Source organism: uncultured Shewanella sp. (assembly GCF_947495455.1).
Classification (GTDB): Bacteria; Pseudomonadota; Gammaproteobacteria; order Enterobacterales; family Shewanellaceae; genus Shewanella.
The window spans coordinates 1-12,676 of sequence record NZ_CANLZC010000046.1 but is presented as its reverse complement, the minus strand read 5'-3'; the positions used below and the strand labels follow the sequence as shown (position 1 = coordinate 12,676).

General features: G+C 38.8%; 14 protein-coding genes. 1 reads left to right on the top strand and 13 read right to left on the bottom strand.

Annotation, left to right across the window (positions count from 1 at the left end):
- Positions 1-3: 3 nt before the first annotated feature.
- The 13 genes from Q0791_RS13065 to Q0791_RS13005 all read right to left on the bottom strand — a co-directional run bounded on the left by Q0791_RS13065 (position 4) and on the right by Q0791_RS13005 (position 9,421).
- Positions 4-435, bottom strand: coding sequence for a hypothetical protein (locus Q0791_RS13065; protein ID WP_299006990.1), 432 nt, complete (start codon positions 433-435; stop codon positions 4-6).
- A gap of 59 nt (positions 436-494) precedes the next feature.
- Positions 495-878, bottom strand: a complete 384-nt coding sequence (locus tag Q0791_RS13060) for a secretion protein (RefSeq protein WP_299006988.1) — start codon at positions 876-878, stop codon at positions 495-497.
- A gap of 78 nt (positions 879-956) precedes the next feature.
- Positions 957-1,592 carry a hypothetical protein gene (locus Q0791_RS13055; protein WP_299006986.1) on the bottom strand — a complete coding sequence of 212 codons (636 nt, stop codon included), beginning with the start codon at positions 1,590-1,592 and terminating at the stop codon, positions 957-959.
- A gap of 69 nt (positions 1,593-1,661) precedes the next feature.
- Entirely contained in the window at positions 1,662-3,077 is a 1,416-nt protein-coding gene (sctE, locus tag Q0791_RS13050) for a type III secretion system translocon subunit SctE (RefSeq protein WP_299006984.1), read from the bottom strand.
- Complete coding sequence (locus Q0791_RS13045) at positions 3,074-3,535, bottom strand: CesD/SycD/LcrH family type III secretion system chaperone (RefSeq protein ID WP_299006982.1); 462 nt, start codon at positions 3,533-3,535, stop codon at positions 3,074-3,076. Before Q0791_RS13045 ends, sctE begins: the two co-directional genes overlap by 4 nt.
- Positions 3,536-3,572: 37 nt before the next feature.
- On the bottom strand, positions 3,573-4,160 hold the full coding sequence (locus tag Q0791_RS13040; RefSeq protein WP_299006980.1) for a secretion protein EspA: 588 nt from the start codon (positions 4,158-4,160) through the stop codon (positions 3,573-3,575).
- Positions 4,161-4,208: 48 nt separating this feature from the next.
- Complete coding sequence (locus Q0791_RS13035) at positions 4,209-4,805, bottom strand: secretion protein EspA (protein ID WP_299006977.1); 597 nt, start codon at positions 4,803-4,805, stop codon at positions 4,209-4,211.
- Positions 4,806-4,863: 58 nt separating this feature from the next.
- A complete protein-coding gene (locus Q0791_RS13030) occupies positions 4,864-5,484 on the bottom strand; it encodes a secretion protein EspA (RefSeq protein WP_299006976.1) in 621 nt (206 codons plus the stop codon).
- A gap of 150 nt (positions 5,485-5,634) precedes the next feature.
- Positions 5,635-6,012: a hypothetical protein gene (locus Q0791_RS13025; protein WP_299006973.1), complete on the bottom strand. Its 378-nt coding sequence runs from the start codon at positions 6,010-6,012 to the stop codon at positions 5,635-5,637.
- 82 nt (positions 6,013-6,094) lie between these two features.
- The gene (locus Q0791_RS13020; protein ID WP_299006970.1) at positions 6,095-6,340 is read right to left on the bottom strand and encodes a hypothetical protein; all 246 of its coding nucleotides are present in this window, start codon (positions 6,338-6,340) and stop codon (positions 6,095-6,097) included.
- The gene (sctD, locus tag Q0791_RS13015) at positions 6,321-7,562 is read right to left on the bottom strand and encodes a type III secretion system inner membrane ring subunit SctD (RefSeq protein WP_299006967.1); all 1,242 of its coding nucleotides are present in this window, start codon (positions 7,560-7,562) and stop codon (positions 6,321-6,323) included. Before sctD ends, Q0791_RS13020 begins: the two co-directional genes overlap by 20 nt.
- Positions 7,563-7,566: 4 nt before the next feature.
- The gene (locus Q0791_RS13010; protein WP_299006964.1) at positions 7,567-9,042 is read right to left on the bottom strand and encodes an EscC/YscC/HrcC family type III secretion system outer membrane ring protein; all 1,476 of its coding nucleotides are present in this window, start codon (positions 9,040-9,042) and stop codon (positions 7,567-7,569) included.
- A 28-nt stretch (positions 9,043-9,070) separates the two neighbouring features.
- On the bottom strand, positions 9,071-9,421 hold the full coding sequence (locus tag Q0791_RS13005) for a hypothetical protein (RefSeq protein ID WP_299006963.1): 351 nt from the start codon (positions 9,419-9,421) through the stop codon (positions 9,071-9,073).
- Positions 9,422-9,817: 396 nt separating this feature from the next.
- Here Q0791_RS13005 and Q0791_RS13000 point away from each other — a divergent pair, with 396 nt between their 5' ends.
- Entirely contained in the window at positions 9,818-12,601 is a 2,784-nt protein-coding gene (locus tag Q0791_RS13000; protein WP_299006961.1) for a two component system sensor kinase, read from the top strand.
- The last annotated feature ends 75 nt before the right edge of the window (positions 12,602-12,676 follow it).

Here is a 12,676-nt window from a genome sequence, read left to right as displayed (position 1 = left end):
ATATTACTTCTTTAGTGTTTCTAGTTGCTGGGAAATCAGTGTCAGTTCTGTAATGTAATTTTCATAAATATTAATGAGATCAGGTAACTCAATAGCGCTTAGGTTGAACTGGGATTGCGCCATAATATGAGTGTTGCCATCTTGATCAGTATTAAGGGCATATTGAATACAGGATTGTTGATTAAGCTGATTTCGTGTCATAAAGAAACGTAAAACCTCTTCATCGACAGTCGATTCGAAAGGGATCTTACTCAAAAAGAGGCCAGTATCTTGGTTCAGTGGCATAAGAACAAGTGGAGTGGTTTCTTCGCCGGGCAAGGTGAGGGCAAGATCGTATATCTCACTGCGTTGGTAGGGGAGTGATTGGTGCTTAAAAAAAGCTTCAGCTAATATATGGAAAGCTTGATTAAATTTTAGATTAACGATATTACTCATAATACTTCCTGAAATTATTTATTTTAAGGTGGCTTATTAATTTTCATCATAAAAACTGCTCAGTAAACGAGCCAATTATCGCCATCAATCATCCTTTCTTTAGCGCCCTGTAAAAGAAACTGTTTTCTAAAGGCCTGGCGGGTTAATCGATCTTTTGGGTGGCCACCATCTTCAATAATCAAGCCTCTGATCTCTTTAATTTCTTTAATGTCACGGCGCAGTACACGGATTTTATTGATAAACTGAGAGACGGCACTGCTAATGCCAACGGGATCACCTTTACTTTTGAACTCACAAAAAATGAGTACATCATTTTCTACTCGGTAGACGAGCGACCACATTGGGTGTTCCCAGCGTTGTCCCCAGTGCAATGCACTATTTTCAAAATAGTCGTCGGTTGTTTTTATGCCTTGACGGGCTAGGTAACGAGTAACGGGATCCATATTCTTTTCCTTGTTAGCGTGGAAAAACGGGTTGGCTGAAGCGTTCAGTCAACCCGTACCAAAATTTTTTAAAGAAAATTAATTTTGTACGGCTTTTTCAAGGCCAGCGATTAGCTGAACAAGTTGCTGGCTTGTTTGTGTCAACTCTTGACGCAATTGTGAGATTTTAGAGCTAGTGCTGTTTGCCATTTGATCATAAGCTTGGCCACCTTGAGTGACAAACTCTGACTCAGCTCTTAATGTGGACGCCAATTGAGACAGCTCATTGAGTGACATGCCATTTTTGTCTTTCCCCATTATATAAGTAAGATCTAAGGTTTTACTGGCGCTGGTTAAGCCTTCTGTAAGGCCTTTTGCTGCGGTTTGAATCGCCGTTGAGCCCACTTCTCCAAATCCTACAGGTGCAAAGGCACTTAAAGTGGTGATGACACCGCCAATCATGCCAATAACCGCTTCAGTATTGCCCGCTTGTAATTCAGTATCGATAGCATCTAGTTGTTTGTGCAATGCCGCGACACGAATGTCATATTGGTTTTGCAGTTGTTGAGGTTGTAATTCCTGTAATGTGCTGGTTGCTTTTCTTGTTAACTCCTGAAATTCCAATAGTAACTGGCTTAAGCTGGTTAAATCATCCGTATTGCTGCTACTGCTACTGATGATTGATGCGCTGGTAGTGTCAATTGGGTTGGTATAATTAGTATTGATGTCACTCATAGTTATCTCTCTCTTATTGTTGATGTTTTTGGTTTATGTTAGGTGTACTTTTTTGAGTCGTTAAATGATTTAAGCAACAATGGCACTGGCGATCCTTGCATTTAAACTGCCGCTGTCACTGATTGCTTGACTGGCGCCTTCCGTCGCCGAACTTGATTGTTCAATGGCGGTTTTCATGGCCTCAGTTTGTTGTTCTTTAAGGGTTTGAAACCAGTCATAGATGAATTGACACCATTTTTGGTCTTCAATCAGTTCACTGATTTGATTGCTAATTTCATTGGTCTCAAGCTTGATGGCATTTTGGGCAATTTGGTTGCCGCCTGTGGATGCGGCTCTAATGGTGGCGATTTTTCCCATTTCAAATAGCGCAGCGCTTACGACAGCCTTGGCGGCCTGTTTCATGACCTCTTTGGTGATCTGTTTACTGAGCTCTTGTGCTGTGATCTGTACTGTTTGTTGAATAGCATGTTGAACTGTTTCTGCGATAGCTTTTTGAACGGCAGTTTCAACGGCGGTTTTTACTGTAGTATTGACAATATTTTGCGTGAGTTGGCTCGTGACTTGTGCCGCGGTTTGCTCAACAATGACTTTAGTGGCAGCCGTTGCCGCTTCTTTACTGCCAGCAGCGGCAATTTGCTGCGTAATTTGTGGCGCGGCAGCTTCAATGGTAGCGGTTGCGCCAGTTTGAGCGCTTTTTATTGCAGCAATGCCTTTACCGACTTGCATGATATCCAGCGCGGCACCAGCGATTTCTGCGCCCAACTGTATTTTACCTGCGACATCGATCATCTCATTTAGCATGTCTTCATCACCGACACCATAATAGAGTGCCATTTCAGCCCCTGCCTTGACGGCGCCTGCAACACCGGCTGTGAGATAAGCCGCCCCTGCGGCCATGCCTAACGCATCGCCAGTAGCCGCTGCTGTGGCCAGTTTTCCTATACCATAGGCCACTTCTGCTGCGGCGACTGCCCAGTCAAAGCAGAAAGTAATCACTTGGCCTTTTTTGGCTTTGTCATTTAATTCTTGGTTTTTTTCCAGTTGATCTTGGTAGTCTTGTACTTTTTTATCGCTTAAGAACTTTTGTATCTCAGTTCTTAATTCACTGGCTTTAATCGCAGTGTCTGCGGTATTTGAAAAGGTGGTAAGACTGATATTGGCCATTAATAGTTGTAGGTCATTCATGGAGACCTTTTCAAAGGATGATAGTGTTAATGCGGTTAGCGTGGCATTATCGGCTGTTTTGACAGCCGCATCATTGGTATTTAAGTCAGCAAGCCGCATGAGTAAATTTCGTATTGCTTGTTCGGCTTCTTTTAAACTGAAGTTACTATCAATATAGTCGTAGCTACTGGTATTATTTGTGTCACTACTCCAACTGGGCAAATTGGTTTTTGCAATACTGGCAACCGTGGTTGCGGTGATGGCATCGAGATTGGTTTGGCTCGTGTTAGACAAATTATTACTGACGGTAGATGTACTCATAATGCTTCCTTGTGTAATCCTTTTAAATGTTCATTAATGGTCTGCTTTAATGTGGCGTATTGAACATGGTCATGACACCAAATTAGCGCGGCATGAAAGGCTTTTTGAGCGCCATCATGATTGTCTAATGCAAGATAACTTAAGGCAGCATGGTATGCAGGGTAAGGCTGTGTCATTTTGACTTTGCCTGCTTGGCTAAAGCAAACCAGTGCCTCTAGATGAGCTTGAGTGTGTTGATGACAGAGACCTAAGTTAAATTGATAGTCATAACTCCAGTGATCCAGATAGGTGAGGAAATACAAAATGCGTTTGGCGCCTTCAAAATCATGGCCTGCCATTAATTGCTGAGCATAGTGGTAGACAATATCCAGATCTTGTTGATCAGCGTTGGCAAGCATTTTTATTGCGCCGCCTTTTGTTAAGAATGTTTGTATTGTGTTGAAATCTTCTTGTTTCATTGCATGTTCTCTACTGCTTTTTACTCGTTTTTTTGCCTTATCGAATGTTTTGTGCGATGGATTTACACATATCTGCAATGAGTGTTTGCATACTATTAATTAAGCTGACGGTGACATTATAGGTTTGCATTAACTTTTGAATGGTTAATTGTGATGTAGACACATAGTCTGATGCGGTATTGGATACCGATTCAATTTCAGCTCTAATGGCGTTGAGTTGTCCAGAGTCCAGTAGTTTACATGTTGCAACATCTTCACTGGCTTTGTCAGTAAAATAAAGTTCTAGATATTCATTAATGCTTTGTCCATCAACCTCAATATTATTGTCATACATGTACTCATAAGTCGTGTAGTCAAGTGTTGCGGTACCATTATCGCTTGTGGTGGCATCAGAAATCGCATTGTCTATGTATGTTAATAGCTTTTGTGCCTCATTAGTGACATCCGATTTGGTTTGCATTTCACTAAAAGCGGTATCGGCCATTGATGACAGCGTATTCATAAAAGTATAAAGAATACTGATCCCTTGAGATAAAATATTGCGACCACTGGTGGCAATTTGATAATTTGTTTTCTCGTTTGAATTACTTGAGGTTATGCTGGTATCGGTTGCGATTGAGGTCATATAAAAGTTCCTTGTTATTGTTATTATTTCTTTAATATGAGTGAGTAATCAGCGAATGTTTTGTGCAATGGATTTACACATGTCAGCGATTAAGGTTTGCATACTATTAATTAAGCTGACGGTGACATTATAGGTTTGCATTAACTTTTGAATGGTCAATTGTGATGTAGACACATAGTCCGATGCCGTGTTGGAAACAGACTCAATTTCGGCTCGTATGGCATTGAGTTCGCCAGAATCGAGGCCACATTTTTCAAGGGCACTTTCAGACGCGAGGTAGTTATATTCTGAGTAATCAAACCCTAAATAAGTATTAATGTCGACTCCGCCGACAGTAATATTATTTTCTATCATGTAACTGTAGGTGGCATAGTCAAGTTGAGCATAACCATCCTCTGCTGTTGTCGCATCGGCAATGGAATTATCAATATAGGTTAATAATTTTTGCGCTTCATTGGTGACATCAGATTTGGTTTGCATCTCACTAAAGGCTGTATCAGCCATTGAAGAGAGGGTCGCCATGAAGGTATACAATATCGCGATGCCTTGTGAGAGTATGTTGCTGCCGCTGGTTGCGGTTTGATAGGCTGTTTTTTCACTCGCACTGGTTGCTGTAATACTGTCGCTGCTGGTTATTGTTGTCATGTTCGGCCTCTCTTTATCAAACTCAGTGATGATGGCTATATCATTCGCTTACTATGGGTTAACGAATGTTTTGTGCAATGGATTTACACATGTCAGCGATTAAGGTTTGCATACTATTAATGAGACTGACGGTCACGTTATAAGTCTGCATGAGTTTTTGAATGGTTAACTGGGATGTGGACACATAATCGGAGGCTGTATTAGAAACCGACTCTATTTCGGCTCTAATGGCGTTTAGGCTGCCTGAATCAATGGTTTTTGCCTCTACTTCAGTTGATGAATATAGCGTATTTTTATCGCTAGAATCACTACTTAGCCCAAGGTATTCGTTGATGGAGACGCCATCCACCTCAATATTGTTTTCGACCATATAAGTGTAAGTATTATAATCGAGCGCAGCGACACCATTACCATCATCATCAGTAACGTCACCTGTTGTGGCATCAGCAATAGAGTTATCAATATAAGTGAGTAACTTTTGTGCCTCATTGGTGACATCAGATTTAGTTTGCATTTCGGTAAATGCAGTATCCGCCATACTCGAAAGTGTATTCATAAATGTATATAAAATGGCGATACCTTGTGACAGGATATTGCTTCCACTGGTCGCTTTAATATAGTCACTTTGACTACTACTGCTACTGGAAGAGGTGACACTACTAGTTAAAGTGACAGACATTTTAATTTTCCTATATATATATATTTCATATATTAACGACTGACTTATTCGGGTGATAAAGCCACTTTTAATGAATATGAGTTTAAGTATTAACGATTAAGTTAGTTGTTATTTTTTACGATTAGCAATTTTAAATATTAATTGCTTATATCAACAAAATTGTTTTATTTTCGGTTTCTTTATTCCATTTTTTTTAGGCAAGTTAACTTCTGTGTTGTCTTTATTTAATTGAAGATGAGTTGAATTTAAATTGCCGAATTGGCTCTTTAAATCTTTAAAATTATTCTCCAATGCTTTCATTGACGTTAATATTTTACGTTGTGGCTCTTGAAGCCCATTAGGGTATTCATTGTTTAAATTGGCCAACTTTCTTATCGCAGTTGAATCACCTTTATTGGCACGTTGATTGATAACTTCCAATTCAGCTTGTAGTTGCTCAAAATGATTGAAGTGTTTCGCTAAGATGTTTTTTCTTTGCTCTAAGTCAAGCATCATGGCTTTTAAATCATCAGGTGTTGGTGCATTCATACTTTCCTCCTATAGGATGGTTAAATACTATTCTTTTTATAGGTTTTTTATATCGAAAAATGTCATTATTGCTTTAAACTGGTTAGACCAGTCTGTTGTTTTGTTTTTTCCGATAACGTGAATCTAATGTGTTAATGACTTTTTCTGCAGCGTTAATGGCTTCGTACCAAGTTTCGTGATGTATGTTTTTTTGTTGTGATATATCCAGTGTCATTTGGTTGAGTTGTTTGCAATAAATTAAGCTGGCATTTTCATTTTGTTTTATTTTTTCTTCTAATGAGGTAATACTTGGCATCTTGTTTACTCGATTAAAAAATGAAAGGAACATGAATGACTTCACCTTTATTGCTAAGGTCGATGCCATATTCATCTATAAAGTTAATAATATAACCATTATCAAGGCGAGTTTTTTTCCAGAGCCTCTCTCCATTTGCTAACTCTATATAAGGATCCGAAGCGTTTCCGCCGATACTGACAATTTCTGACGGCAATAATTTGTTTAATTCATCATGTATTGGAATATTAAGAAATTGTATTTGATAGACGCTCGTCGGCGTTTGTTCAATTTGTGTAATAACATGATTAATAGCGGTTTCAACTTGATTATTGACTTGGCCAGTGACTCGAATGGTTTCATTGGCTCTTGTTACCATTATTCCCTCTAGTAAGTGTTTATCTCTGAGTTTGTCAATGAGTACTTTTACTTGACTGCTTGCTTGATTGGTGACTTTCCACTCTTTTAATCCATTAATATTTTTGAGCATTTTTGCAGTGTTATCCCATTGCTCACCGGATTGAATTGCACCTGAAATGTTGATTTTTCCGGGAATGCTTTTGTCAGCAGTGACTTGTAAATTGGCATAATGATTTTCTGTTAATATCATTTTGACATTATTGAGTAGCTGTTTAATAAAAACGGCATCTTGTATGAGTCGAATATTCTTGGCTTTGAGTGATTCGGTCAATGCGTTAAATTTTTGTGTATCATCATAATATCCAGAGAGCGTAACTTGTGTATCAGATGACCAACGGGTGGTAATATGGGGAAGGCCATATTTGTCCATTTGTCCATTTGTCCATTGTTGAATGGTTTTTTTAGGCTCTTTTTCAGGGGCTGATAGCGTGATTGTGTACGCAATTAATAAAGCGATAATACTTGCTAGGATGAGCAAGCCCCAATGATTTTTTCGAGTCTTATTGGATTTATTTTTGGCTGTTTTTTTGACGTTAACAACTTGGGTTGAAGGCAGCTCAGAAAGGGTTATTGGTTCATCAATGGGCGCGAGCACAAAAGCAACACCAGCCACTTCAATCGCTTTATGAAAAGGTAAGGCTGATTCAAATGTGGTTTCTTCTGCATCAATATGTCCTGGTACAGTCGAGTGTAATAGGATGTCCGTTTCATTGATATCGAGCGTAATTTCATCCGTTCCCTCTAACATGGCCAATATATCGCCATCACTACCTATGGTTAATTGGCCTGAAGGTAGTTGCAATTCGCGTCCTTTTAATGGCCCATTAAGCCAGAGTAATTTGTACTGTAACGCCATATGATTAATCTCTGAGGCTAATTGGCTGAGCTTTAATTAAGAAAATACGGATGACTCTTTGTATATTTCTTTCTTCACTTCTAAAAAGTCCTCCTACAAGCGGTAAGTCTCCAAGAAAAGGCACTTTATTGTTGACCAGTTCATCTTTATCTTGAACAAAACCACCGATTAATAGGCTCTGTCCTGATTTTAGCTTGGCTTGAGTGGCAATTTCAGAGCTCGCGACTTGAGGTAAGGGCTCAGCGTTGCTAATTGAAGATGTTTGCTGTCCATCTTCAATATTAAGAGATAACATGACTTTTTGTTGATCATCTTCTTTCAGTAAGCGTGGAGTAACTCTTAATAAAGAGCCCGTTGTGACAGATTCTAGACTCGCTGAATTTTCGCTGGAGACTTTAGTGTAAAAAGTGATATTTCTATCCAGTACGGCTTGGACATTATCAAGCGTGACAATAGAGGGACGAGATAGCACTTTGGCTTTAGATGTTTTTTCTAATGCATTTATTTCCATCATAAAATCGCCTGTATCGCTGATAATAGTGGATACGCTAGTGCCCGCAATGGCGGCGGTATTATTAAATGCAACACTACCCGCAGAGGCTGACCAATCAATACCTAATTGTCTAAAATCAGAGGCATTGATATCAATGATAGAGACAGATATTTCTATCATTGGCGTTGGCGTGTCTAATTGTTGAATGAGGGTTTTGTAAGCTGCTATTTCTGCGGCTGTGCCTTTAACAATGACGGCGTTTTTTCGCTGATCAGCAGAAAAAGTCGTCCTCTTGTTTAGGGCGGCTTCTGCTGGGTTGCTGCCTAGAGGGTTACCATTCATGGTATTGCTCATGTCTTGTAAAATGGAAACAACACCAGGTACAGTGACATTTTGACTGCGATACTCGTAAACCGTATCGCTTGCTGAGGCATATTTGAGTGGAAATAAACCAATTTCTGAACGCGTTTGATATTGCTCAGTGATATTAGCATCTAATTGTCTTGTGAGTTTAGAAACACGGCTTAAACATTCTGGCACGCCCCATACTTCAATGGCATGAATGCCTGGAGCTGAGTTAATGCTACAAACATTTTCGTCGAGTATTTGTGCATTAGATAAATATTGTTTGATTCGTTCCGGCGTGAGCGTATTCAGTGGAATAAGCATATTGCTGAGTTCGTGAGCTTTATTAGCGTATAACACACCGTTTACATAGTACCAGTTTATGCCGTAACGACTCAGCTCATTAAGAATTTCTGCTGGTGTTTGATTGCGAATTTTGCCGCTAAATTGATCGGTCACTTGATCACTTACAACCACAGGAACGTTATAATTTCTTGCAAAATCGCGGATCACAGAGGCCAGTGGTGTTCCTCGACTAAAGAGCATGAAGGGCTCACCTTGCCAGTGGATGTCAGTTAACGGGGCAGCTTGTACCAAGCAGACATAAAAGAGCAGTAGGCTACTAGCAATTAATTTTTTCATATTGTTTTCCCTGTGACATTCGATAGGGTTAATCAATTAATCCATTTTCGAGAAAACGACCCAGTGCGAGGTGTTTAATGCTTTTTTGCTCAAGTTCCTCATCTTCATGATGCGTATCGTAATAATGCCAAAGCATCCAACTGTCATTCCGGTATTCAATTGCGGCATCGTGGCTTTCTTTACTTGCGGCGAGTAATAAAGTGGCTTGAGTTGCCCATAGAGAAAGGTTTGCTGTATTGGGTGTTAATACAATGCCGATAGTGACTGCCGTTTTTTTATCAATGAGTATGGCTTCTTTATCAGCCAAAAATGCTTTCTTTTGAGAATGTTCATTTTTTTCTACTCGTAAAATACCAGTATTTATAAGCCGATTAATCATTATTTATCTCATGATAATGTTTTTATAGGCTTAGTATGTGGTGAAATGATTTTAAGACCTATCAGGTGAACACCTTAGCTCGAGTAAAATGAGAAATTTTAAGTTTTATAGAGTGGTATGTATACTATACAATAGTCATGTTAAATATTGGAGAGATTGCAAGGAAAATGGTAGATAATACAAAAAGTAGAAAAGGTAAGCGATTTATTTAGCATGGTCATTGATGAGTCGCATTCATCTTTAATTTTGTTTTATCTTTGTTATTTATTGTTTCTTTTTTATTCTATCGAATAGAGTAGGTGTTAATTGTTTTTTGATGTCGGTTATATCGTGTTGGCGTGTTTCATTCTTGGGTTTGCTGTATTTTATTGGAGTGGCATCATAATGGTCAGAAAAATGTGGAAGACATCTTTAACAGTGAAGTTAACTGTTGCTTTTACTGCCATTCTTATTGCACTTTGGTTAATGATAGAAACGGTTTCTTATAATAATACCTATTCTAGTTTATTAAATAAAAAGCTGGCTTCTTTTGGAGAAGCCAATCATTTGCAAGCACAAGTGATAACCAGTCTTTTTAATGATGCTATTGAAGATGTTCATAGATTGACTCAATTACATCGCAGTTTTTCTAAAATTGGTATTTTTGATACCAAAGGCATAGTGTCTCGATACTTTCCTTTTAATAATGCCTCAAAAGATTACCAAGATGTGATGAACATGTGGTTTGTACAGACATTTGGCAGTGCTGGACAACATCATTATATCGATACTTTTATCATTCAACCTGAAAAAGGCATCACCTTATACGCTCAAACAGATACAACAGATGCCGTTTTTAAGACTCGAGTAAAAGCATTAAGAACCTTATCGAAGCAAACGTCAGTCGAAGGGATCCGTTGGGGGGAGCCGATATGGGATGAAGCGTCTAAATCTTATAATTTAAGCTTTAGTTATTCAGAACGTCCTAATGATCCTCATGCTTTACAAATTGGCTTTACCATTAATTTTGAGCCTGTTATTGGATTAAATTCCTTTGGCACTATGAGTCCTGAAGCATTGAGTTTTTTCCTGATCCCTAATGGTAAAGTGTTTTCTCTATCACCAGAGGCGATGACAAAAGGGAAATTAGCGCATTTTACTGAGCAATATGATAGGCAGAACTATTTAATGGAAGGTCATTTAAATGAAACCGATTTTACAGGTTTTCATGTTATCAAAGAGAGGATTAAAGGACCTGACTGGCTTCAAGTGACACTGATTTCAAATGATTATGTTAAGCAAATTGCGTTAGCGCCAATCTTTAGAGAGTTACCTTGGGCATTGATTTCATTATTTGTCATGTTGGTCATTGTACTGATGGCATTGAGATACCATGTTGCAAAACCTCTAGGTCATTTTGTTGATATTATTACCAATGATGTTCAAGATACTTTAGATAGGCGTCTTCCTGCATCCAGTACGAAAGAGTTAGATCAAATAGCCACAGCCTATAATCGCTTATTGGATACCATTAAAGAAAATTACAATAATCTTGAAAAAGAAATTGAACGTAGAACGCTTGAGTTGGGTATTGCTAAATTAAAAGCTGAAAAAGCCACTGAACGTAAGACTGAGCATTTGACCAGTATTAGTCATGAAATAAGGACGCCTTTAAATGGGATTAATGGTTCATTAGAGCTATTGGGGCAGACAAGATTATCGGTTAAGCAAAAAGATTTAGTGGAAACTGCTTACAACTGTGGGAATTCATTACTTTCAATTATTAATAATTTACTCGATTTTTCTCGTATCGAAGCCGATCAAATTCAATTAAATAAGCAAGTGACATCGATACTGCAGGTGATTGATGATGCTATGTGCACAGTATCAGCTCGCGCTTTTCATAAACAGATCAAATTACAATGCTTTTTAAGTGGAAATGTGCCCGAAGAAGCCAATTTTGATCCTGTTCGAGTGAGGCAAGTATTGGTCAACTTACTGGGTAATGCCGTTAAGTTTACTGATGTTGGGTTAATTAGGCTTGATGTTAAAGCAAGTGAGACATCAGTTTATTTTCATGTGACAGACTCAGGAATGGGAATTAGAAAGCAAGACTTGTCCCGTATATTTGAACCTTTTGCACAAACCTATCACCAAGAAATGGGGACTGGGTTAGGTTTACCCATCTCGACCCGTTTAGCGTCTTTTATGGGTGGGCAATTATCTGTTGTGAGTGAATTTCAAAAAGGGTCGACCTTTACTTTTATGTTGCCTTTGGAGGCACCAAGTCAACCTATTTGTTTACCCTATAAACGTGTACTTGCACCTAAATTTCTTCACGAGCAGATAAAGCAATGGGGGGCTGAACCCATTGAAGAAGCTTTACCTGAGCTGGAAAATTCGGAATTAAACTACTTACCTGGCCGGTTATTACGCGTACTGAGAGAATTGCAACAAGGAGGTTCCTTATCTAAGGAGAAAGAAACGCCGACTCATTTCCTTCCTTGGAAATTGAAAATATTATTGGTCGATGATGTGGAAACAAATAGGATCATTATTGGCAAGATGCTGGCAGAATTAAAACAAGACGTGACTTTAGTGAGCTCGGGAACGGAGGCATTAGAAAAAGGAAAGCGGCAGATTTTTGATCTGGTATTAATGGATATAAGAATGCCTGGCCTCAATGGTTATCAAACCACTGAAAAATGGAGAAGAGATGACAATATTCTCGATACTGAATGCCCGATTCTGGCATTAACCGCTAATGCTGAACCCACAGAGTATCAGCATGCTATTGCCGCTGGAATGAATGATTATTTGACTAAACCAGTGACATTAGAAAAACTGGGTCAGATGCTTGATAAAGTTGCTGAAATGCAGATCGATAGGGATATTACACTTGAAATCATTGATGAAACGGAATTGTCTATTTTTAGTGTGTTTGATGATGACTTAAAAGACAAGTTGGTTAAAGAGTTAACGCGAATGATTGAACAAGGTAAGCGTGAGCTTGTTGAAAAAAATTGGGAGGCCTTGGCTGATATACTGCATCAAATAAAAGGGTGTGCTGGTGTTGCTGGGATTGTTGATGTGACTAATAGTGCTCAACAATTAGAGATGGCTTTAGTGAATAATGGTTATTTGTCGGCAGATGGGTTAGCTGGATTAGATAAACTTATTGAGAGGTTAAAGTTACTCTAGTAATACCAATTCTATTATATAGATGATCAATTCAGAGCTTCTCAGGCTTTTCAATTCAAGGCGCATTTATGCTGT